Here is a 24711-nt window from a genome sequence, read left to right on the forward strand (position 1 = left end):
CTTAATTTAAAATGGTTAATTTAATTTGCTTAATGCGTTTTTTTTCAATGGATTCTACAATAAAAACGTAGTTTTTAAAATTTATTTTACTTCCTATTCTAGGGAAACCACCAGAAATCTCTAATACGAATCCTGCTATAGTTTCGGCTTCACCTCTTTTTGCTTCAAAATTAGAACTGTCTTCTAGTTCTATTATTTTATAAACATCTTTTAATGGAGTTTTACCATCAAACCTGTAATTATTAGTGTCTATTTTAGTGTAATTTAAATCGTCATCATCATACTCATCACTTATATCCCCAACAATTTCTTCTATAATGTCTTCTAATGATATTAAGCCAGATGTGCCTCCATACTCATCAACAACAATAGCTAAGTGTACTTTTTTTATTTGAAACTCTTGCATTAAATCATCTAACTTTTTGTTTTCGGGAACAAAGAAAGGAGATCTAAGTATTGATGTCCAATCAAATGCTTTCTTACTTAAATGAGGTAATAAATCCTTAGCATATAATATGCCTATAACAGAATCAATATTGTCTTTATAAACAGGAATACGAGAAAAGCCTTTATTTATAATCTCAGGAATAATAGCAGTATAATCTTCTTCAATATTTAAAGCAAAGATATCCATACGAGGACGCATAACTTCTTTAGTATCTGTATTTCCGAAGGATACAATGCTTTTTAAAATTTTTTGTTCTTCTTGTGTGGTATCTTCAGTATCGGTAAGTTCAAGTGCTTGAGATAATTGGTCAACACTAATATTAGAGCGTTGTTTGCCTAATGTATTTTGAATTTTTAAAGTTAAAAACTGCATAGGAATACTTAAGGGAGAAAAAAGAACATCTAACAGCTTTATAGGCCGTATTATAAAAGTTGAAAACTTAACACTATTTCTACGCGCATATATTTTAGGAATAATCTCTCCAAACAAAAGAATTAAAAACGTAGCTAGGATAACTTTTAAGAAAAAGTTGAAATCAATTTTAAAAAAATAGAAGTCAATAGTATAATTGACATCGGCTAAAATAATATCTCCAATTGAAGCAAATAAAATAACAATTGCAATATTAATAAAGTTATTTGCAACTAATATTGTAGCCAAAAGTTTTTTAGGGTATTCTAATAATTTGGCAATAATAGACATGTTCTTAGAGCCATCTTCTAAACCTTTATCAATATCTGTTTTTGTTAATGAAAATAATGCAACTTCAGAGCCAGAAATTAAAGCAGAGCATAATAATAATAGAATAAGTATAATTATACTTGATAGTAAGGATGTGTTTAAAAGAATAAATGATATTAATAAACTTGCGGGCTCAAGATCCAAAATTAAACGTTTAAATTAATAGTATTAAAATGGCAAATCATCATTGTCATTACTTGCTATATCAGATGAAGTAGGTTGAGTTTGAGGTGTATTTTGTTGCGGAGTAGAATTTTGCTGTTCATTTTTATTGGTCAAAAATGTAAAATCAGAGCATTGTATTTCAGTAGAATAACGTTCAGTTCCTTTATCATCTGTCCATTTTCTAGTTTTTATACGACCTTCAATATATACTTTATCTCCCTTGCTCAAATATTTTTCACAGATCTCAGCAGCCTTATTTCTAACTACAATATTATGCCATTCGGTATTAGAAACACGTTCGTTGGTTTGTTTATTAGTATAAGTCTCGTTTGTTGCTAGTGGAAAACGACCAACACAGTTTTTATCATCAAAATAATGCATTTTTACTTCATCTCCTAAATGCCCAATAAGCATCACTTTATTTAATGTTCCTGACATAATTATTCTATTTAATTGAAATACAAAATTAAACCTTTTATAATCGGTTCTTTAAAATTAAGAAAAAATTGCGATTTTTTAAATTTAAAAATTGAATTCATTTATAAAATTACTAATCAATACAGGAGTAGGATAAGATTTTAATTTTGAAAACGGAATTGCTTCTTTTGGTAACGCTTTAGTCTCAATAATCCAGAATTTAGTATGTAAGTGTTGATGAGATAACTTGTGGATTTTATCGGTTTTATTATATAAACTATAATCAAAATCAATATCTTTTAAAAGATAGGTTTTAACCTTTAAAAGATGAAATTCATCAACAGAAATACTCTTTTCGGTTTCTATTAATGGAAATTGATATAAGTTTTGCCATATTCCTTTTTTTACACGTTGTTCAAAAAGCACATTATTATTAGAATCGATACAGACTAAAAAGTTGAAATATTTCTGAGTAACCTTTACCTTTTTTAACTTAACAGGTAATGCTTGTATTTTATTCTTTTTTAATGCTAAACAAGAGTTGTTTAGAGGGCAAATATTACAATTAGGATTTTTAGGTTTGCATTGTCTAGAACCAAAATCCATAATAGCTTGGTTAAAAATAGCAGGTGCTTCTTTGTCTATTAATGTAGAAGCTAAAACTTTGAATTCTTTAATTCCTTTTGTAGAATTTATAGGAGTATTGATATCAAAAAAACGCGATAGTATTCTATAGACATTCCCATCAACAACAGCGGCAGGCTCGTTAAAAGCAATAGACGCAATAGCACTAGCTGTGTAATCTCCAACACCTTTTAGCTTTATAATATCACTATAGGTATTTGGAAAAACACCATTTAATTCACTAACAATGTGCTTTGCGGTAAAATGCAAATTTCTTGCTCTAGAATAATAACCTAAACCTTGCCAAAGTTTTAGTACGTCTTGTTCGGGGGCTTTTGCTAAATCAAAAACAGTTGGAAATGTAGAAACAAAAGCTTCGTAATAAGGCAGCCCTTGTTTCACTTGTGTTTGTTGTAAAATGATTTCAGACAGCCATATAAAGTATGGATTTTTGGTTTTTCTCCAAGGAAAATCTCTTTTATTTTCTGAATACCAATAAGTTATCGTTTTGCTAAAATTCATTCAAATGAAAAATTGTAGAGGCTAAATTAAATCTTTATTACGTTAAATTTTAATTAATTACGCTTGAAATATTGAATATAAATTACATATATTTGCATCCCTTATAATTAATAGTAAAATAAAATAATAGCAAAATGACAAAAGCTGATTTAGTAGCTAAAATATCTGATAAATTAGGTATTGAAAAAGGAGACGTACAAGCAACTGTAGAGTCTTTTATGGAAGAAGTAAAAACTTCATTAGAAAGTGGTGATAATGTTTATTTAAGAGGTTTTGGAAGCTTTATAGTTAAAACAAGAGCAGAAAAAACTGGACGTAACATTTCTAAGAATACAACAATTAAAATACCAGCGCACAACATACCAGCATTTAAGCCTGCTAAAGTGTTTTTAGAAGGAGTAAAGTCTAATGTTGAAGTTAATTAAAACATTAAAATAAAATATTAATTTAAAACATCTTATTTATGCCAAGTGGTAAAAAAAGAAAAAGACACAAGGTAGCGACGCATAAGCGTAAAAAACGTAGACGCGCTAATCGTCACAAAAAGAAATAAGCCAAAAGTAGTTTTTAAAACTACTTTTTCGCTTTAAAAAAACGTTCTTTGATATATAATTTAGTGCTGTATTTAATAGATTGCACACTAAATTTGCTGGAAATTCCGAATAAATATCGGAACATCCTGTGTCAAAAAATTAAGTGAAATCCATCTGTCTCAACGAAGAGATAGATATAAATTAACAACATGAACAAAGAATTAATCGTAAGATCGAGTTCAGATATTGTTGATTTTGCCTTATTAAAAGATGGAAAACTTATTGAATTACATAAAGATGAAGAGGATAACAATTTTGCAGTAGGCGATATATTTATTGCTAAAATCCGCAAAGTTGTTCCTGGTCTTAACGCTGCGTTTGTTAACGTAGGTTATGAAAAAGATGCGTTTTTGCATTATCATGATTTAGGACCACAATTACCTTCACTTTTAAAATTCATTAAACGTGTAAGCACAGGGAAATTAAGAGATTACTCTTTAAAAAACTTTCCATTAGAAAAAGATTTAGATAAAAATGGCAGTATTGCAAATGCCATTAAATCTAATCAATCACTATTAGTACAAGTTGTAAAAGAACCTATTTCTACAAAAGGGCCTCGCATTAGTTCAGAATTGTCTATTGCAGGGAGATACATCGTTTTGGTGCCGTTTTCTAACCGTATTTCAATTTCTCAAAAAATTGAATCTCAAGAAGAAAAAAACCGCCTAAAACGCTTAGTAAAAAGTATCACACCTAAAGGATTTGGAGTTATTATACGTACAGTAGCTGACGGCAAAAAAGTAGCCGAGCTCGATAGTGATTTACAAAATTTGCTGAATCGATGGACAGCAATGTGTAAAAAGCTGTACAAAGCACATCACCCAACAAAAGTTTTAGGAGAAATGAATAAAGCATCCTCAATTTTGAGAGATATTTTTAACGATTCGTTCTCTGGTATTGTAGTGGATGATGAAGACATGTACACGCAAGTAAAAGATTATGTACAACAAATTGCACCTAAAAAAGAGTCTATAGTTAAATACTATAAAAATGGAGTTCCCATTTTTGAAAAGTATGGTATAGAACGTCAAATTAAAACATCATTTGGCAGAACTGTATCAATGGCAAAAGGAGCCTATTTAGTTATAGAACACACAGAGGCATTGCATGTTGTAGATGTAAACAGTGGTAATCGCTCTAATAAAGAGAAGAACCAAGAAGATACTGCTTTAGAGGTTAATTTAATCTCAGCCCAAGAAATTGCGCGTCAATTACGTTTACGTGATATGGGAGGCATTATCGTTATTGATTTTATCGATATGGGACGCGCTGAGAACAGAAAAAAGCTTTTCAATTATCTTAGAGATGAGATGAAAGATGATAAAGCAAAACACAAAATATTACCGCCGAGTAAGTTTGGGTTAATACAAATTACCAGACAACGCGTTAGGCCAGAACGTAATATTAAAACTAAAGAAGAAAATCCTAATCTAGTAGGAGGTGAGATTGAAGCACCAATTAAAGTGGTAGAGCGCATTTCTCAAGATCTCGAAAGGATTTACAAAAAAGACTATAAAAAGGTAACCCTTAATGCACATCCTTTTATAGCGGCCTTTTTAACCAAAGGGTTTCCGTCAGTACGTTCAAAATGGTTTTTTGAACATAAAAAATGGGTAAAAGTTTTACCTAGAGATGCTTACACTTATCTTGAATATCATTTTTACGATAAAAATGGTAACAAAATCAAATAATATCTATTAGTAAAAGCCCAATTGAAAATTTCAATTGGGCTTTTTTATTTATAATTTATTGAAAAAACCCTTATAACATTACGTTATAAGGGCTTTAAACTATTTAACCTAAATTCAATAAATAATTCTTAACACAATTTTTTTGTTCTCATTTTTACATGAAGACTTTTGCGATAAGCTTTAACACTTATAATATCGTTACTTTTTCTATGATTTAATCTAATTAATTTTGCTTTAATAACTGAAGATGCCTTTTTAGGCTTTACCTCTTCTACTTTCTCAGCAATGATTTCAGTAGTAATAGTAGCTATAGTCGTATCTGTACTCTGAGCAAAACCTGCTACAGGTAAGATTAAGATGGCTATAATTACTATTATTTTTTTCATTTTAATTAAAGTTATTTGTTTTAACTTCGGGTCAAATAAACGACAGATATATAATGTAACTTCTATTTTTAGATGAAATAGGAATAGAAATAGATAAACGGAGCACTAATGTTGAAAATATCGGTGAAATACACAAAAACAGCGCACAGCCCAATAAATACAACAACGATTAAATGATAAATTATACAGATAATAAGCACTTTAGCTTATTTAATAAACAAGAGAAGCATCAACATATCGTGGCTAACACCAGTTATAGAGAGCGTATTTCTAAACTAAATGCACTTCAACGAGCCGTAGAGGTCACCTATAGAGAGAAAATACAAGACGCTTTACACAAAGATTTAAAACGACCAATTGTAGAATCGGATTTAGTTGCTGTATATCTCGTAGTTAAAGAAATAAAGCATGTTAAAGCGCATTTAAGGCAATGGTTTAAAAAACAGCCTGTAGATTCACAGTTTACACTTTTAGGCACAACATCTTGGTATATCTATGAGCCCAAAGGTGTATGTTTAATTATCTCACCATGGAATTATCCTATTAATCTGGCACTATCACCTTTAGTTGCTGCAATAGCCGCAGGAAATACAGTAATATTAAAACCATCAGAAATTGCCTCACACTGTTCTAAAGTGATAGCAGAAATTATTAATTCTGTTTTTACTGAAAACGAAGTAGCAGTTATTGAAGGCGGTGTAGAAACGGCTCAAGAATTATTAAAACTCCCTTTTAACCATATCTTTTTTACTGGATCTATTGAAGTAGGGAAAATAGTAATGTCGGCTGCTGCAAAACATTTAACCTCTGTAACTTTAGAGTTAGGAGGAAAATCTCCTGTGATTATAGATGTCTCTGCAAATTTAAAGTTAACGGCTAAAGCCATTGCTTGGATTAAGCATTTTAATAATGGGCAAACGTGTATTGCACCAGATTATGTGTTTGTACATGAATCTATAAAGAATGAATTTATAAGATTATATAAAATGGCTTTGTTAGAGTTTTATACCGAAGATGCATCTAAATCATCAACTTATGGTAGGTTAATCAATGAAAAGCAATACAATCGCCTTATAGGTTATCTTGAAGATGCTAGAACACATAATGCTCATTTTGAAGTTGAAGGGCCTACAAATGCTTCAGATTTATTTATAGGGCCAACTGTCATTACAAATTTGCCTGAAGAATCATTACTGTTGCAAGAAGAAATTTTTGGACCTATACTACCTATTAAAACATATAATGAAATCGATGAGGTTATTGAATACCTTAAGTCAAAACCTAAACCTCTGGCACTTTATATTTATGCCAAACGTAGAAGAATTATTAATTATATTATAAAGCATACAAAAGCAGGAACTACAGGTATTAATAATAATGGTCTACAATTTTCTAACCATAATTTGCCTTTTGGAGGTAGTAACACCAGCGGAATAGGTAAAGCTCATGGATTTTATAGTTTCCAGGAATTTTCTAACCAACGCGGTATATTAAAACGTTATGCTATTGGACCAATACGATTACTATATCCACCGTACACAAATTTTAAAGCACTATTGGCACGAATAGTTGTAAAATGGCTTTAAGGCATTTCTTCTAATCCCGATAGCTATCGGGAAGTAATCTTATGCCTTATTATAAAAATCAACTTTGACATTTTTATTGGTGCCATTTTGATATTTCATAATGGTAAACCCTTTATGAATACAATACGAACCAATTTCACCAGCTTTATTCATAGCTACATAAGCAATCTGAAAATCTTTATAACGGTCGTTTTTAGAAACGATACGTCGTATGGCTTCTTCACAAGCGGATTGTGGCGACATACCATTACGCATCAATTCTACAATTAAAAAACTTCCTACGGTTTTTAAAACTTCTTCACCCATTCCTGTAGCAACAGCTCCGCCTACTTCATTATCTATAAACAATCCAGAGCCTATAATTGGGGAATCTCCAATACGTCCTTTCATTTTATAAGATAAACCAGATGTTGTGCACGCACCAGCAATATCACCGTCTTTATCTAAACATAGCATCCCAATAGTATCGTGGTTTTCGATATTAATAATAGGTTTATATTCCGGAGATTTTTTCCATTCTTCCCAAGCCAATCGAGATTCTTCAGTCAATAAATTTTCTTTTTCAAACCCTTGAGAATATCCAAATGCTTCTGCGCCTTCACCAGCAAGCATAACATGTGGAGTGTTTTCCATAACCTTTTTAGCAAGTGCCGCTACATTAGTTATAGTATTAACATAAACGACAGCGCCACAATCTCCATTAGAATCCATAACGCAAGCATCTAATGTTACATTACCTTCACGATCTGGTGCTCCGCCTTTTCCAACAGTGGTGTTCTTTAAATTTTCTTCTTCAATAGCAACGCCTTCAATGGCTGCATCAAGTGCTTTTTTTCCACTATTTAATGCATTACCTGCAGTTTCATTTGCTTTAGAAAAGGCCCAAGTACAAACTGCAATCGGAAATTTTGATGTATCTATAGCCATAGGTTTTACGTCGTCTTTTTTAATTGGTTTTCCATCAGTACCATCATTACAGGCTGTTATACTACTGCCAACGGCAATGCCTACTCCTGTTAATGATGCGTTTTTTATAAATTGCCTTCGTTTCATTTTATCCTGAATTTATTTCAGGATCTTTTAAATTTAAACCCTGAAGCGTCTTTAATTATTTTTAATAATCTACTCCTTGTTTGTCTAAAACTGTTTTTGTTCTAAACGCATAGAATAATAAATACCCAAAACAAACTACAGCAATCCAGTACGACGATTGAATGGTAAATACGTCAGCTAATTTTCCTTGTACAGGTGGAATAATTGCTCCGCCTAAGATCATCATAATTAAAAAGGCCGAACCTTGAGATGTATATTTTCCTAAACCAGCAATGCTTAATGTAAAAATGCATGGCCACATAATTGAACAGAATAAACCACCAGATAAAAATGCAAATAAAGCGACATTTCCAGAAGCAAATAATCCAATTAGCATTCCTAAAATGCCTAGCATGCTAAACAATTTAAGTGTTTTAACAGGTCTGTCTTTTGCTAAGAAGAATCCAAAAATTTGAACCGCAACACAAATGGCAAAAAAGAGAATCTCGTTAATCGAATACGTACTACCAGCAATCCAATTGACACCTATAATGACTCCGAATGCAATATACGGTACAACGATAAGTAATATCTTCTTTAAACCTTTACTTGGATTAAAAACGGTAATTGCACCAACCCAACGTCCAATCATTAAACCTCCCCAATACAGTGAAATGTATTTTCCAATTTCAGAATCGTTTAAAACAGCTAATCCAAGCGCATTTAAACCTGATTCTCCTGAACCTTGTTTTAATAATTCTCCTAAATTACTTCCAATAGTGACTTCAACACCAACATATGTGAATATAGCCAACATGCCTAAAACCAATTGAGGGTATTTCATAGCGCCCCAACCTTTTTCATTTTTACTAGCGCTAGAATTGGCAATAAATACTGCCGCAATAACAGCAAAAAGCGCAATGAATAAAACAATTAATCGGGTTTGTTCTAAATCTTTAGTAACAACCTCAGAACCAGAATATGTGCTAAAAATGTAACCAAAACATCCTACGATAATAAGTGTGAGAATTATGAGTAGGTTTCTTGCTTTATTAGCAGATTCAAAAGGAGTATCAGATTTTAAAGCAGGTAATTTTTTTGAAAAATGAAATAGAGCAGCAGCTATTAAAAATAGAACACCAACTCCCATATAAAGTCCTTGAACTGTAACTAAAGTAATTTCATTATTAGCAATCATAACTGCTAATTCGTCAGTAGACCAACTCGCAGCTCCAAAAATAACGAGACTAACGACAATAGGACCAATAGTGGTTCCGAAAGAGTTAATACCACCAGCTAAATTAAGACGGTGAGACCCTGTTTTTGGTTCGCCTAAAGCTACTGCAAACGGATTTGCACCAGTTTGTTGCAATGAAAATCCTAGACCTACAATAAATAAAGCAATTAGCACAAAATAAAAGACTCCTGTCTGTCCTTGTTCAGCTCCAGCTGTTGCTGGATACATAATAAAAGCACCTATAGCAGATAATAATAAGCCATAGACAATCGCTTTTTTGTAACCCCAAGTATTTACAATGTCTCTTTTTATACCACTTGAGATTATGAATAATAATAAAGCACCAATATAATATGCACCATAAAAAGCAAAATCTACTAATTGCGATTGAAACTGATCAATATTAAAATACGTTTTACAAAATGGAATAAATACACCGTTAGATGCTGCAATAAATCCCCAGAAGAAAAACACCGTAACTAAAGTCGTTAATGCAGATTTGTTGTTTTGATTACTCATTTATAGTTATTTTAGTTAGTTTTTATTTTATCGAAATTTCATCAACGAAGATCCAACTCTTGCCATCTAATGGATAGCCTATATGCCATTCTGGAAGTGCTCCTAATTTTTTAGCAATGACTTTTACATATCTTGCTTCCCCTAATTTTGAAAGTTTTACTGATTCAATATCTATTGTTTGATTTTTCTCTGTTGTTTTAAATTTCCACGTTATATGTTTAGTAAAGCTCTTGCCATCAATAGAAGTGTAAATATCTACTTCTCTAGGTAAGAATATCCAAGCGCCTTGGTCACGTAAAAAATTGACTTTAAAATTATAAATTGGTTTTATTTCGCCTAAATCAACAATAGCAACCAAATCCTGATCCCAATAGCCTTGCCAACTGCCTGTTCTGTAATTTTTAGTACTTCTAATACCATCAATAAGTGCATCATTTCCGCCTGCGCTATATTGATTTGCAAAGTCACTTTTTAGAGTAATACTTAAGTTAGGATCTATTTTATAGAAAGGTGTTGTTAAGACAGGGCTTTTTAAATTTTCCTTTTCTGAATAGAGCTTTACTTTAGTGTCTTTTGTTATTATAAATGGCTTTTCATAAATTTTAAAATCATCATTATCTAAAGCGTAATATACTTTTGTGTTTTCTTCTGAGGTGCCTAAAACAACTTCTGTAGATTCTCTAAATGTTATATCGCCTTTAGCAATAAATGGTGATGGTAATATAATGTGTTCAGTGATTTCAGTCTTTGGTTCTTGACCATCTTTACTTCCCCAAATCGCAGGATTATCGGTCATATTAAATTCTAGAATTCCTCCTGTAACAATATCACTATGATTAATAAAACTTTGATTTAAAGTTTTACCATTAAGTGTCGCACTTTCTATATAGATGTTAGTGTTGCTAAGATTATTAGCTACAATAGTAAATGTTTTACCATTTTCTAAGTTAACCGTAGCTTTATCAAAAAGTGGAGTGCCAATAATATAGGTGTTACTTCCAGGTGTCACTGAATAAAAGCCCATAGAGCTTAAAACATACCAAGCGCTCATTTGCCCACAGTCTTCATTACCAGAAACTCCATCAGGATCATTTTTGTACAATTCAGTTAAAATCTGATGTACTTTTTCTTGAGTTTTATGTGGTTTATTGACAAAATTATACAAATACGCCATATGATGACTAGGCTCATTACCATGCGCATATTGCCCAATTAAACCTGTTATATCAGATTGATTGCGACCAGAAATTTCAGTTTTTGCACTGAATAATTCATCAAGTTGAGTTTCCAATTTATCTTTTCCACCTAGCAATTTTATAAATCCAGAAACATCTTGCGGAACATAAAAACTGTATTGCCAAGAATTGGCTTCTGTATAATTAAAATTTACCTCATAAGGATCGAAAGGTGAAAACCATGTATTCCTAAATCGACCACGCATAAATTGGGTTTCAGGATCATATACATTTTTGTAGTACTGCGCACGCTGAATGTAAGTTTTATAATCCTCGGACTTACCCATGTCTTTTGCCATCTGTGCAATCGTCCAATCATCATAGGCATATTCTAAAGTTTTAGAAACCGATTCGCTTTCTTCATCTACAGGAATAAATCCGTATGATTTATATGCTTCTAGTCCAAACTTATCTCGCGTAGCCGAATGCTTCATGGCTTCAAAAGCCTTTTCAGTATCATAACCTCGAATGCCTTTTAAATATGCGTCGGCAACCACAGGAACGGCATGATAACCAATCATGCAATCGGTATAATTTCCTGCCAAATCCCACATAGGCATAATACCACCTTCATCGTATTTTGCTAAAAACGTATTGATAAAATCATTTGTACGTTCTTGTTCAATAATCGTGTAAAGTGGATGCGCAGCTCTGTAAGTATCCCAAAGTGAAAACACAGAATAGTAATCAAAATCAGCATTATGGATGTTTAAATCCATACCTCTGTAACGACCATCAACATCTTGGTAGCGTTGAGGTGCTAACATGGTATGATATAAAGCTGAATAAAAATTAGTCTTTTTATCTACATCATTGCTTTCAATGACAATTTTTTCGAGTTGCGATTCCCAATAAGTTTGCGCTTCTTTTTTTACAGTTTTAAAATCTTTATTGCCTATTTCAGCATCTAAATTTTTGCGAGCTCCGTCAATATCAACTGCAGAAATTCCGATTTTAATTATAATAGGTTCGTTATCTGGGTTTACAAACTTCAAAGAGGATCTTCTAGCTCCAGGCATTCCTGTTTTAGGAGGCGATTGTAACATATCATTAAATGGATGCGAAGTTTTAATAGCAAAGAATAAGCGTTGGTCTTTTGCCCAAGCTTGAGAATGGCGATAACCAACAATTTCGGTATCTGAGATTTTATCAATTTTTGCATCTAAAACTTTATCACGATGCACTAAATCTAAAATCACAAATTGATTTTCAGAGGAAGGAAATTGATATTTATGAAGACCACTACGTAAAGACACTGTTAATTCCACATCAATATTTGTTGAATCTAAATGTACTTTGTAATACCCAGGTTCTGCAATTTCGTTATCATGAGAGAAATGAGCACGATACCCTTTTTTTCCATCAGCACCATTATTAAAATTATGTTCGTTTGTTGGCATTAAAAGCACATCACCATAATCGCTAATCCCTGTTCCGCTAAGATGTGTATGCGAAAACCCGTAAATATAGCTATCGGTATAATGATAACCAGAACAACCATCCCAACCATTTAGTCTAGTATCTGGGCTCAGTTGCATCATGCCATAAGGCAGAGTTGCACCAGGATAGGTATGGCCATGTCCACCAGTACCAATAAATGTGTTGACGTAGTTTGTAAGCTGTTGATCTTTCTTCGCTTCTTGGATTGAAGTAGAATCTTTACAACTCGAAAATATAACGAGCAGAATTAAAAAAGAGGTTAGTTTAGAACGCATCAAAAAAGATTACTAATTTTAATGCATCTAATATACTAAAATGCATTTCAAGAAATTAATTAACATTGTCATTTTATTCTTTTTGATTTTTTGCTGTGAAGAGAAGTATAATGAAATTGAACCAGAAGCAATTATTCCAAAACCCTCAGAGCAAATCTCTAAATCTGGTGAGTTTATATTAAAAGACTTTTATGCTGTCAGTGCAGAGAATGATCTCGACAATGCTTCAATTTATTTAATGAATCAAATTGATGGTTTAATTGACATCAAATTAAATCCAAAGCATAAAAGCAAAATCGAATTTATAGAGAACTTAAATCTTAAAGAAGAAGAGTATTACTTGGACGTTTCAAAAAAAGGTATTTCTATACAAGCAAGAGATTCTAGAGGTGCATTTTATGCAGTACAAAGTTTATTTCAATTATTTCCTAAAAACGCAGGTGAAAACAATGAGATTATAATTCCATTCGTCAATATTAAAGATTCACCACAATTCTCATACAGAGGCATGCACTTAGATGTAGGTCGCCACATGTACTCGGTAGATTTCATTAAAAAATATATTGATGCTATAGCCATGTTAAAGATGAACACTTTTCACTGGCATTTAACAGAAGATCAAGGTTGGCGCATTGAGATTAAAAAGTATCCAAAACTTCAGGAGGTAGCAGCCTATAGAGACGAAACTTTAGTAGGTCATTACAGTGATCAACCACATCAGTTTGATGGTAAACGCTATGGTGGCCATTATACACAAGAAGAAATAAAAGATATCGTTGCTTATGCACAAAACCGTTTTGTAACCATTATTCCAGAGATTGAAATGCCAGGTCATAGTCAAGCAGCAATAGCAGCGTATCCTGAATTAGGCTGTACAGGAGAACAAGTTGAGGTGGCTACAAAATGGGGAGTTTTTGAAGATATATATTGTACTAAAGATGAAACATTTAACTTTCTTGAAGATGTTTTAGATGAGGTTTTAGAACTATTTCCAAGCAAGTATATCCATATTGGAGGTGATGAAGCACCAAAGACCAGATGGAAGACTTGTAAAGATTGCCAAAAACGAATTAAAGATGAAGGTCTAAAAGACGAGCATGAACTTCAGAATTATTTTATTACCAGAATGGAGAAATATCTCAATTCTAAAGGCCGACAAATCATTGGTTGGGACGAAATTCTAGAAGGAGGTTTAGCTCCAAATGCAACGGTTATGTCTTGGAGAGGAACTAGTGGTGCTGTGGAAGCAGCAAAATCTGGGCATAATGTGGTTATGACACCAACCTCACATTGTTATTTTGATTATTACCAATCCGATAATGAAGACGAACCTTTAGCTATTGGCGGATTTTTACCTTTAGAAAAAGTGTATGGTTTTAATCCAATTCCCGAAGAGCTTACTAAAGAAGATGCTAAATTCGTCTTAGGTGCACAAGGCAATATTTGGACGGAATATATGCCTACCGAAGAGCAGGTAGAGTATATGGCATTTCCGAGGATGTTGGCGATGAGCGAAGTACTTTGGTCAAAGCCTGAAAACAAAAACTATAAGAATTTTGTATCACGACTAGAAAATTTCCATAAACGATTAGATGCGCTTGATATTAATTACGCCAATCATTTATATGAGATTGAAGGTAACATGCTTTCAGAAGATGGTAAAGCATTTTATGACTTAATAACTTTAACCGAAGGAAAAACAATTCGTTATACTTTAGATGGAAGTGCGCCTAATGTAAGTTCAAAAATCTATAAATCCCGAATTCCAATAGTAGAAAGTACAATTATAAAAGCAGCAGTCTTTAATTCTGACAAGCAGCTTGGTAAGAATTTTACTCAAAATATTAATTTTCATAAAGCAGTAGGTGCTAAAATCTACATAAACAAACAACCACATATAGCGTATTCAGGAAGTGGATCAGAAGGCTTAATCAATGGTATTCGTGGAAGTGATTCTCGTTACGGTGATAAAGAATGGTTAGGCTTTTGGGGAGAAGATATTGAGATTAAGATTGATTTTAAGAAACCAATAAAGATTAATTCAATTAAAACACGATTTTACAATGGAAATGGTCAGTGGATTTATTCACCAAAAGAAGTTAATTTTGAATTTACACTTGAAGAAGGAACTAAGGTTAGTGATAAACGAAAACTACAAAGCAAAGATAAATTACTTATAAAATTAGATTATGATTTTATAACACCAGAAGATTTAAATGTGAAAGTAAAATCTTTTACATTGAAAATCCCTAACTACGGAAAAATTCCAGAAGGGAAACAAGGTGCAGGAAATAAAGCGTGGACGTTTATTGATGAAATTATTGTGAACTAATATGCTGTTAGAAGTCTGTGCTAATTCATACCAATCTGCTATTAACGCTCAAAAAGCAGGAGCACATCGTATAGAACTGTGCCAAGAATTATCAGTTGGTGGTGTAACACCATCTTATGGTTTATTAAAACAAGTCATAAAAAAATTAAACATCCCTGTATTTGTGTTAATTCGTCCAAGAAGCGGTCATTTTGTATATACAGATATTGAGTTTGAAATTATGAAAATGAATATTCAAACCTGTAAAGAAATAGGTTGTACAGGTATTGTTTCAGGTGTTTTAAGAGGAGACAAAACTATTGATATTAAAAGAACAAAAGAATTAGTAGAGTTATCAAGACCATTACCGTTTACTTTCCATCGGGCTTTTGATGAGGTCGTAAACCCTAAAGAAGCTTTAGAAGATTTAATTGATTTAGGAGTAGAACGTGTTTTGACTTCTGGACAAGAAACTTCTGCAGAAAAAGGAATAGAATTGCTAAAAGAACTTAATTGCATTGCTAATAATAGAATAATACTATTAGCTGGTGGAGGTATAAATTCTGAAAATGCAAGAAAATTTAAAGATTTAGCATTAAAAGAAATACATGCTTCAGCATCAACTGTAAGAGAAAAAGAAGAGTCTTTATTTTCAATAGAGTTATCTTATTCAGATCCAGAAAAAATAAAATCCATTATTAATGCGATATAGTATTATAGTAATTATATTATTGGTATTTAGCTGTAAGTCAAAACATGATGTTCCAGCAGTAATTGAGTTAAGTGACAATTGGCAGTTTAAGCAGGTGTCAGATTCTATTTGGTATAATGCTAAAGTTCCAGGACAAGTCCATACCGATTTATTAAAAAATGATTTAATTGAAAATCCCTTTGTAGGTAATAATGAATTAGATCTACAATGGATTTCTGAAACCGATTGGGAATACACAACCAATTTTTTTGTAGATAAAGAAACACTATCAAAAAAACACCTAGAACTTAATTTTGAAGGTTTAGATACCTACGCTAATGTTTATCTAAATGATAGTTTAATCTTAAAGGCAAATAATGCGTTTAGAGAATGGAATATTAATGTCAAATCTATTATAAAGCTTGAAAACGAGTTGCGACTTGTTTTTAAAAACACAGCAAAGAAAGAAAATATAGAGAAGGCAAAATTACCATATCAATTGCCAGAAGGGAATCGCATTTTTACACGAAAACCACAATTTCAATATGGCTGGGATTGGGGACCAAAGTTTATCACTTCTGGGATTTGGAGACCAATTAAACTAATTGCTAATAATGATTTAAGAATCCGAAATGCTTATATCATACAAAATGAACTTAATGATTCTATAAGTAAACTTAATTTGCATATGAATTTAGCTTACAATAGAACTGATGGTTACACTTTTGAAGTTTTTGTTAATGATTCCTTGGTAGCTATATCCGAAGATGGATTTCAATATAGTCCGATGAATATTCCTTTTGAAATTAAAACCCCAAAACGCTGGTGGCCGCATAATCTTGGAGAACCGTATTTATATGATGTAAAAGTTGTGGTTAAAGATGGCAATACCATTTTAGATACATATTCTCAAAAATTAGGATTAAGAACCATAGAATTGGTTACAGAAAAAGATAGTATTGGAGAGTCGTTTTATTTTAAAGTGAATGATGTTCCCGTTTATGCAAAAGGAGCGAATTATATTCCGCAAAACAGCTTTCAAAGTCAAGTTACAGATTCACATTATAATAAATTGTTAGATGATGTTGTTGAAGCTAATATGAATATGCTTAGAGTTTGGGGAGGTGGTATTTATGAGAATGATATTTTTTATAATTTATGTGACGAAAAAGGTATTTTAGTGTGGCAAGATTTTATGTTTGCCTGCGCCATGTATCCTGGAGACCAAGCATTTTTAGATAATGTACAGCAAGAAGCAATTGATAATGTAAAACGTTTACGTCATCATCCTTCAATAGCCTTATGGTGTGGTAATAATGAGAATTCTGAAGGCTGGCACCGTTGGGGTTGGCAAACAGATAGAAGTGATGCCGAAAAAGAGGAGATTTGGGATAATTACCTTAAAGTCTTCGATAGTATATTGCCGCAAACGGTTAGTAAATATAGTAATACCAGTTATTGGGAATCTTCACCAAGCTATGGAAGAGGCAACCCAAAATATAAAGCCCAAGGAGATGCACACGATTGGTGGATTTGGCATGATGAATATCCGTTTGAACATCTTCCGGATAATGTACCACGATTTATGAGCGAGTTTGGTTTTCAATCCTTTCCGAGTTATGAAGCGATAAAATATATCAATCAGAACGATAGCATTTCAATTACTTCAAAAGCATTTCAAACCCATCAAAAACACTCGCGAGGATTTTCTATCATTAAAAATTATATGGAACGCGATTATCCAATCCCAGATAAGGATGAAGATTATGTATATATGAGTCAATTAGTGCAAGCCCATGGTTTGGTTATGGGTTTTGAAGCGCAACGCAGAGCTAAACCTTATAATATGGGGACATTATATTGGCAACTTAACGATTGTTGGCCAGTAACATCTTGGTCTAGCATTGATTTTATGGGAAATTGGAAGGCTCTACATTATAAAACTAAAAATGCATTTAGCAATGTTTTAATTTCCTCACGAGTAGAAAACAATAAACTAAAGACTTGGTTGATTAATGATAATCTTCAACCTGAAAATGGAATACTGTCATTACAACTGTTAGATTTTGAGGGTAAGGTTATCTGGGAGAATTATAAAGATGTTGAGGTTGTTCCAAACTCAAGTGAAGTTAAATTTCAAATGGATTTAAATACGATTTCGTTTCAAAAAGAAGCAGTAGTTTTAGTTTCAAAATTTAAAGACTTAACATCGAATTTTTACTTTTCAAAACCGAAAGATTTAAAATTAAAACAAGAAGAGATTGAAAAAACAGTAACAAAGTCTAGTAATGGCTTTAAGGTTATATTGTCTAGTAAAACACTTCAAAAAGATGTGTTTTTATACACCACTATAAAGGGACACTTTTCAGACAATTACTTTGATATTTTACCGGGAGAAAAGGTGACAATTCATTTTAAAACCGAAGCGTCTTCTTTAGATGATTTGCAATTTAAAAGCTTTAACAATTTTGTAAAATAAGTGTGAAAGCATATTTGTAAATTCGTAAATTAAAATTACCCTATGATTCGTTGGTTAATATTTGTTGTCATTGTTGGAGTTGCAGATTATTATGCATTCCAGTCTCTAAAAACAATTACAAAAAACAATTGGTGGCATATACTCTATTGGGTATTTACTATTGCTGTTTTAGCAAATTTTGTAATTCAATTTTATAGTTTTAGCCGTAGTGACGGATTCTCTCATGCTAACTCTTATGCTATTGGTCTTTTAATAGCTATGATTGTGCCTAAGCTAATTTTAATTGCAATAATGCTTGGTGAAGATGTGATAAGAATTCCGCAAGCGATATATAGCTTTTTTACACAGAATTCTGGCGATGGAGTAAAGCATTTTCCATCGCGTAGAACCTTTGTGAGCAAAATAGCATTAGGCTTGGCAGCGATTCCGTTTGCTTCAATATTATATGGTATTTACAGAGGAAAATACAATTTTAAGGTGCTGAATTACACATTGCATTTTGAAGATTTACCAGATGCTTTTGATGGGTATCGTTTAACTCAAATTAGCGATATACATTCTGGTAGTTTTGATAATATAAAAAAAGTAGAATACGCCATCGATTTAATAAATGAGCAACAAAGTGATGTTATTTTATTTACTGGTGATATGGTAAATAATAAGGCGTCAGAAATGGAGCCATATATCGATATTTTCAAGAAATTAAATGCAAAAGACGGTATGTATTCGGTTTTAGGAAATCATGATTATGGTGATTATATAAGTTGGTCAAATCCAGAAGCTAAAACTCAAAATTTAGAAGATTTAAAATCCCTCCAAAAAAATATTGGTTTCGATTTATTATTGAATGAAAACCGTTTCATTGAAAAAAATGGACAACGCATTGCTTTAGTTGGTGTAGAAAATTGGGGAAAAGGCGGTTTTAAAAAAGCAGGTGACTTAAAAAAGGCGGCAAGTAAAATTGATGCGAAAGATTTTAAAATATTAATGAGCCATGATCCGAGTCATTGGGATGAGGAAGTGATTAAAGATGATTATCATTATCATTTAACATTAAGTGGACATACACATGGTATGCAATTTGGTATAGAGATACCAGGCTGGTTTAAATGGAGTCCTGTAAAGTGGCGCTATAAACATTGGGCAGGTATTTATAAAGAGCTTGGGCAATACATTAATGTTAACCGTGGGTTTGGGTATTTAGCTTTTCCGGGACGCGTTGGTATTTGGCCAGAGATTACAGTTATAGAACTTAAAAAAGGAACGAAAAATACTTAGTTGTAACATTTTAGTGTGTTTGCTTACTAATTAGTATCTTTATATATAATTCAAACTGAATAGTATAGAATATTCTATTTAAAGTATAGTATAAAAAAAATGCTTAGGTTTGTATTGCAATATTTGACCAAAACAGTATAGACATGTCAAAATTTGGGGAATTAATAGATGTAGATATCCCAGTTCTACTGGACTTTTTTACCGAATGGAATGATCAATCTACAGCCATGCATCCAGTACTTAGAGATGTAGCAGCAGCACTTGGCGATAAAGCTAAAGTGATAAAAATTGATGTTGATAAAAACCAAGAATTAGCAGAAGCCTTACGAGTAAAAGGCTTGCCAACACTTATTATCTATAAAAATGGTGAAATGAAATGGCGCTACAGTGGTGAACAAGATGCTAATACACTGATTGGTATTATTCAAGAATATGTCTAAACTTCTGCGCAAGCAGAAATCTTTTACTTTAAATTATAGGTTTTTCAACGATTTAAACACATACCCTTTTTTTGTATAATATTCTAAAACTTTAGGGAGCACATATTTAAGATGTTGTTCTGCTTTTACACTATCGTGAAATACAATAATGCTTCCATTTTTAGTTGAATTGAGAACATTGTCTAAACATTTTTCTTGAGAAATAGAAGCATCCCAATCAAAAGATAATACATCCCATAGAACAATTTTATAGCCTTGTTTTTGAAGTTTTTTTGCTTGTTTAGATTTAAATTTCCCGTATGGCGGTCTAAAAAAGTTTTTCCTGTTTATAGAAGTTGAGAGGTGCTGCTCAATAACACGTTGTGTTATTTCAACATCATTTATATAATCCTTGGTTTTGTGTTTCCAACCTTTTAAATGGTTGTAAGTATGGTTTCCAATAGAATGATCGTTCTCAATTATATTTTTAAATATTTGAGGGTGTTTTTCAATATTATCGCCAATACAAAAAAAAGTAGCTTTGGCATTATAAGCTTTTAAAAGTTCTAAAACCCAATCTGTGATTTCAGGTGCTGGTCCGTCATCAAAGGTAAGATACAATTCTTGTTGAGACGTTTCAATATCCCATATAAAATTTGGAAATATAGACTTTACAAATCCTGGTGTTTTAGCAGGGATTAGTTGCATTAGTTTTCATCTTGTGCCGTAATCGGAGATTTAATAGTATCATTTAGTAGTAGGTCTAAATCATCAACTTCTTCTAAAGGTTCTGTAGGAAGATCATCTCCCATTAAACGAGAAAACAAATCCAAGTATTGATTGTAAAGGTTTGTTTCTTCACGAGCGTAACTCTCATCGTCATAGCCGACAACAACATCTATTAAACCTCTATATTTTTGAATGGCTAAAAGAATTTCGTCACCGACTTCTCTTTGTTTTATCACATCAAAATCGCCAAAATAGGTTAATCTTTCTTGATGTTTTTTAACAACGTCTTTGTAAAGTTGGCGTGCTTTTTCTTTATTACCTACTTCATAGTAGAAAGAAACATATGGCTCTAATAGTGTGTAAAATTCAAAATCATCAACAGGCATTTTATCCATAGCTAAATCAGCCATTTCTTCTGCTTTGTCTAATTGATCTTCTTTTAATAATTGCTCTATAAGGCGTGCAATATTACCTCTATATGTAATGCCATTTCTTCGTGTTTCTACATCGTGGTAAATATCTTCTCCACTGCCTCCCCAATCCCATTGTTTAACTTGGTCATACATTAAATCTGGATCTATACGACCCATATCATAAGGATTTGCTCTGTCTACAGGTGTTTTTATAGGTACTAACTTATAACACAACCCATCTAGCTGAAGGTAGTCTTTCATCCATATATAATCATCATCACCAAACGCACCACCACTAAAATAAATTGGACGCTCCCAATTATTATTCGCTATAATATCTAACATTAACAAACGTCCTTTAGAGATGTTACTAGTGGTAATACGCAAATCTACATAGGGTTCTATTTTGTCTTCATCTTTAGGTTTAACAATTCCATTATTTAAAACCGTAGATTTATTTACAGGAACACGAATGTTTTTAGATGGGAAATAATTTGAATTAACGTAGTATTTAGGAAAACCATCTGGATCTTGTCCTTGGCTTTTTAAAAGATGTTTTATTTTGGTTGTAGGATTATCACTGCTTACAAAATCCATAAAAACTTTAATGTCTAATGTGTCTTTAGAAACCTCTTCATTAATAGGTCTATAGAATACAAAATCACGAGTTCCAGCACGATATTGTTTATGTGTTAATTGAGATGGTACAGGATCGCTACTATAGGCCTTACGTTTCATCTGGTCGATATACCAATCGGTTTGAAATAAACTAGTATTTACAACTCTTACATCTCTGCGAACGCCTTCAATTTCTTGAAGATACCATAACGGAAATGAATCGTTATCACCAATGGTAAACAAAATAGCATTTGGAGCACAAGACTCTAAGTATTTACGCGCCATAGCATTTGCAGTGTACTTACCAGAACGATCATGATCATCCCAATTATTAGCCGCTAAAATACCAGGAACCAATATTAAACACGCTAAAGTTACTGCCGGACCTAGAAATTTAGATTTAATACTGAGTTTTAATAAATCGTATATGGCATAAACACCAAAACCAATCCAAATGGCAAAAACATAAAAAGAGCCTACAACAGAGTAGTCACGTTCACGTGGTTCAAAAGGTCTAACGTTGGTATAAAACTGAATAGCTAAACCTGTAAGTAAAAAGAAAACTAATAATACCCAAAAGCGCTTTTTATCTACATTTAGTAAAAACAAAAATCCAATAAGACCTAGGAGAAGAGGCAAGAAATAGTATGTGTTTCTTGCTTTATTGTTTTTAATATCGCTAGGTAAATTATCTTGAGGCATACCTAAATGCATCTCGTCTATAAAATTAATTCCAGAAATCCAATTGCCATTAAAGTCATCATACTTTCCTTGTTTGTCATTTTGTCGACCTGTAAAATTCCACATAAAATAACGCCAGTACATATAGCCAAACTGGTATTGTAGCATATACATGGTATTATCTAAAAATGATGGTTTTTCTATGTCAAAGTAACTTTGTGCTCTTCCTTCATCAGTTAAAAATCTATGATAAGTTTCGTAATCTACTTTACCTTGGGCAACATTGAGTTTGAATTCTCTCACCAATTGATTTAAATCTGAAACTTGCTGACTTGCAGCTTGAGTGGCTAGTTCTTCAGGGTATCCGGCTGAGAGATACTCATTACGTATATCGTTACCTAAACTTGGTTTTATTTTAAAATCAATATAACCGGTAAACATCATATAATTTTCAGCATGCTCAGTACTCCACATTCTTGGTAATGGTGCAGCATGTTCAGAATTATAGTTTTGTTTACTATTTTTCCATTCGTTAATGATAACGTATTCACCTTTTTCATAATCTTTTTCGTAATTTTTTTTGTCGTCAACAAAAGGCTGGTCTTCATCTTGCCCAGAATATAGTTCTGTAAATTGTGGGCCATAAAACAAATGCGTTTCAGGATATTGTTCTAAGTTATAATATGCTAAAAGTTCACGAGCATCAGAAGGATCATTTTCATTAATAACAACATGCGCATTGGCACGGATAGGTAGCATCATCCAAGACGAAAACCCAATAAAAATAAACATTAAACATAATACTAATGTATTGATATGTTTTAGTTCCTTTTTGCGAGTATAATTCAGCCCATAATAGAAGGCTCCAATAACCAATAAGCCAGCGATTATTGTTCCTGAATGAAATGGTAAACCAAAAGTATTAACGATGGTTACTTCTGCCCAACCAAAAAAACGTAATGCATTTGGTAATAATAATTTAAAGATAAATAATAGAATAGCGGCAGAAACCACATTAGCAATAATGAAATTTTTTACAGTTATGGTTTTATAATTTTTGAAATAATAGATTAATCCAATAGCAGGTATGGTTAATAAACCCATAAAGTGAACTCCAAAAGATAAGCCAATAATAAAAGCGATAAGAATTAGCCAACGATTTCCTCTAGGTGCATTCATCTCTTGTTCCCAGCGTAATGCTAAGTAAAACATCACAGCCATAATTAAAGTCGCCATAGCATACACTTCAGTTTCAACAGCATTAAACCAAAACGAATCTGTAAATGTAAACGCTAAACTTCCTACCAAAGCACTACCTAGTATAGCAATACCTTTAGAGCTATTGTTTTCGGAAGAATTATATTTAGTAAGTTTTTGAAGTAATATTGTAATAGTCCAAAACATAAATAAAATGGTAAACGCACTAGCCGTTCCACTCATCATGTTCATTATCATACCTATTTGAGAAGGTTCTAAAGCGAATATAGAAAAGAAAGCTCCAAACATTTGAAATAATGGTGCTCCTGGCGGATGACCAACCTGTAACTTAGATGAGGTTAAGATGTATTCACCTGCATCCCAGAAACTTACAGTAGGCTCTATAGTTAATGCATAAGTGATTAGTGCTATAGTGAATGCAAACCAACCAGTTATAGTGTTCCACTTTTTAAAGTTGAAATTATTCATAAAATAGTATGCTTTAGGTGCTGGCGAATTTACTAATAAATAATAGACTTGCTATGCTTTTTAAACAAACGTTAAGGTTTTTAAATTATTTTCTCTTCTTTTTTTTGTCCAACTGAAACTTTGTTATAAATTTGCATCCTCATTTTGAGATGATGGCCTATGGTGTAACTGGCAACACGTCTGGTTTTGGTCCAGAAGAGTCTAGGTTCGAGCCCTAGTAGGCCAACATAATTTTAAATCCTTATTCTTTTTAGAGTGAGGATTTTTTCGTTTTTGCTATTTAATTTAGGGCGAGAAGTTTATGCTGAGCGTAGCCGAAGTGAGCCCTAGCGATGTGCTGAGCTTGTCGAAGTATAGGCCAACATAATTTTAAATCCTTATTCTTTTTAGAGTGAGGATTTTTTTATAGATTGAATTCTATTTTTTTTAAAGCAATCATTTTTGGCTTAAGACCTTTAAATATTAGGAGCTAAAGACCTTGTTTAAATCAATATA

At 32.4% G+C, this 24711-nt stretch carries 17 protein-coding genes and 1 tRNA gene; 9 read left to right on the forward strand and 9 right to left on the reverse strand.

Annotation, left to right across the window (positions count from 1 at the left end; all coding sequences use genetic code 11):
* Nucleotide 1 precedes the first annotated feature (1 nt).
* From gldE to mutY, 3 genes are all read right to left on the reverse strand, one after another.
* Nucleotides 2–1333 (reverse strand): gliding motility-associated protein GldE, encoded by a 1332-nt coding sequence (gldE, locus tag K8Z87_RS00055; RefSeq protein ID WP_227475384.1) that lies wholly within the window; start codon nucleotides 1331–1333, stop codon nucleotides 2–4.
* Nucleotides 1334–1357: 24 nt separating this feature from the next.
* Nucleotides 1358–1792, reverse strand: a complete 435-nt coding sequence (locus K8Z87_RS00060) for a single-stranded DNA-binding protein (RefSeq protein ID WP_227475385.1) — start codon at nucleotides 1790–1792, stop codon at nucleotides 1358–1360.
* Nucleotides 1793–1876: 84 nt separating this feature from the next.
* A complete protein-coding gene (gene mutY / locus K8Z87_RS00065) occupies nucleotides 1877–2917 on the reverse strand; it encodes an A/G-specific adenine glycosylase (RefSeq protein WP_227475386.1) in 1041 nt (346 codons plus the stop codon).
* Between the two features lie 134 nt (nucleotides 2918–3051).
* Here mutY and K8Z87_RS00070 point away from each other — a divergent pair, with 134 nt between their 5' ends.
* On the forward strand, nucleotides 3052–3342 hold the full coding sequence (locus K8Z87_RS00070) for an HU family DNA-binding protein (protein ID WP_227475387.1): 291 nt from the start codon (nucleotides 3052–3054) through the stop codon (nucleotides 3340–3342).
* A 317-nt stretch (nucleotides 3343–3659) separates the two neighbouring features.
* Nucleotides 3660–5201 (forward strand): Rne/Rng family ribonuclease, encoded by a 1542-nt coding sequence (locus K8Z87_RS00075; protein WP_227475388.1) that lies wholly within the window; start codon nucleotides 3660–3662, stop codon nucleotides 5199–5201.
* 128 nt (nucleotides 5202–5329) lie between these two features.
* Here K8Z87_RS00075 and K8Z87_RS00080 read toward each other — a convergent pair whose 3' ends face one another.
* Nucleotides 5330–5587 carry a hypothetical protein gene (locus K8Z87_RS00080; protein WP_227475389.1) on the reverse strand — a complete coding sequence of 86 codons (258 nt, stop codon included), beginning with the start codon at nucleotides 5585–5587 and terminating at the stop codon, nucleotides 5330–5332.
* Between the two features lie 173 nt (nucleotides 5588–5760).
* Between K8Z87_RS00080 and K8Z87_RS00085 the strand changes: the two genes are divergently transcribed.
* Entirely contained in the window at nucleotides 5761–7173 is a 1413-nt protein-coding gene (locus tag K8Z87_RS00085; RefSeq protein WP_227475390.1) for an aldehyde dehydrogenase family protein, read from the forward strand.
* A 39-nt stretch (nucleotides 7174–7212) separates the two neighbouring features.
* On the opposite strand, the gene K8Z87_RS00090 is transcribed toward K8Z87_RS00085, so the two are convergent.
* The 3 genes from K8Z87_RS00090 to K8Z87_RS00100 all read right to left on the reverse strand — a co-directional run bounded on the left by K8Z87_RS00090 (nucleotide 7213) and on the right by K8Z87_RS00100 (nucleotide 12911).
* Nucleotides 7213–8226, reverse strand: a complete 1014-nt coding sequence (locus tag K8Z87_RS00090) for an isoaspartyl peptidase/L-asparaginase family protein (RefSeq protein ID WP_227475391.1) — start codon at nucleotides 8224–8226, stop codon at nucleotides 7213–7215.
* Nucleotides 8227–8287: 61 nt separating this feature from the next.
* A complete protein-coding gene (locus K8Z87_RS00095; RefSeq protein WP_227475392.1) occupies nucleotides 8288–9961 on the reverse strand; it encodes an MFS transporter in 1674 nt (557 codons plus the stop codon).
* A 22-nt stretch (nucleotides 9962–9983) separates the two neighbouring features.
* Complete coding sequence (locus tag K8Z87_RS00100; protein ID WP_227475393.1) at nucleotides 9984–12911, reverse strand: GH92 family glycosyl hydrolase; 2928 nt, start codon at nucleotides 12909–12911, stop codon at nucleotides 9984–9986.
* Nucleotides 12912–12951: 40 nt separating this feature from the next.
* On the opposite strand from K8Z87_RS00100, the gene K8Z87_RS00105 reads away from it, so the two are divergent.
* The 5 genes from K8Z87_RS00105 (at nucleotide 12952) to K8Z87_RS00125 (ending at nucleotide 20110) form a co-directional block, all read left to right on the forward strand.
* Complete coding sequence (locus tag K8Z87_RS00105; RefSeq protein ID WP_227475394.1) at nucleotides 12952–15243, forward strand: beta-N-acetylhexosaminidase; 2292 nt, start codon at nucleotides 12952–12954, stop codon at nucleotides 15241–15243.
* A gap of 1 nt (nucleotide 15244) precedes the next feature.
* Nucleotides 15245–15934 (forward strand): copper homeostasis protein CutC, encoded by a 690-nt coding sequence (locus tag K8Z87_RS00110; RefSeq protein WP_227475395.1) that lies wholly within the window; start codon nucleotides 15245–15247, stop codon nucleotides 15932–15934.
* Nucleotides 15924–18392 (forward strand): beta-mannosidase, encoded by a 2469-nt coding sequence (locus tag K8Z87_RS00115; protein WP_227475396.1) that lies wholly within the window; start codon nucleotides 15924–15926, stop codon nucleotides 18390–18392. The genes K8Z87_RS00110 and K8Z87_RS00115 overlap by 11 nt, the downstream gene beginning before the upstream one ends.
* Before the next feature lie 42 nt (nucleotides 18393–18434).
* Nucleotides 18435–19670, forward strand: a complete 1236-nt coding sequence (locus K8Z87_RS00120; protein WP_227475397.1) for a metallophosphoesterase — start codon at nucleotides 18435–18437, stop codon at nucleotides 19668–19670.
* 143 nt (nucleotides 19671–19813) lie between these two features.
* The gene (locus K8Z87_RS00125) at nucleotides 19814–20110 is read left to right on the forward strand and encodes a thioredoxin family protein (protein WP_227475398.1); all 297 of its coding nucleotides are present in this window, start codon (nucleotides 19814–19816) and stop codon (nucleotides 20108–20110) included.
* Nucleotides 20111–20143: 33 nt separating this feature from the next.
* Here the strand turns inward: K8Z87_RS00125 and K8Z87_RS00130 are convergent, their stop codons facing one another.
* Both K8Z87_RS00130 and K8Z87_RS00135 read right to left on the reverse strand, forming a co-directional pair.
* A complete protein-coding gene (locus K8Z87_RS00130; protein WP_227475399.1) occupies nucleotides 20144–20797 on the reverse strand; it encodes a polysaccharide deacetylase family protein in 654 nt (217 codons plus the stop codon).
* Nucleotides 20797–24216, reverse strand: coding sequence for a glycosyltransferase family 117 protein (locus tag K8Z87_RS00135; protein WP_227475400.1), 3420 nt, complete (start codon nucleotides 24214–24216; stop codon nucleotides 20797–20799). The genes K8Z87_RS00130 and K8Z87_RS00135 overlap by 1 nt, the downstream gene beginning before the upstream one ends.
* Nucleotides 24217–24369: 153 nt before the next feature.
* Here K8Z87_RS00135 and K8Z87_RS00140 point away from each other — a divergent pair.
* Nucleotides 24370–24442: transfer RNA gene (locus tag K8Z87_RS00140), tRNA-Gln, on the forward strand.
* The last annotated feature ends 269 nt before the right edge of the window (nucleotides 24443–24711 follow it).

The sequence above is a fragment of the Winogradskyella immobilis genome, from assembly GCF_021887715.1.
In the GTDB taxonomy this organism is placed as follows: domain Bacteria; phylum Bacteroidota; class Bacteroidia; order Flavobacteriales; family Flavobacteriaceae; genus Winogradskyella; species Winogradskyella immobilis.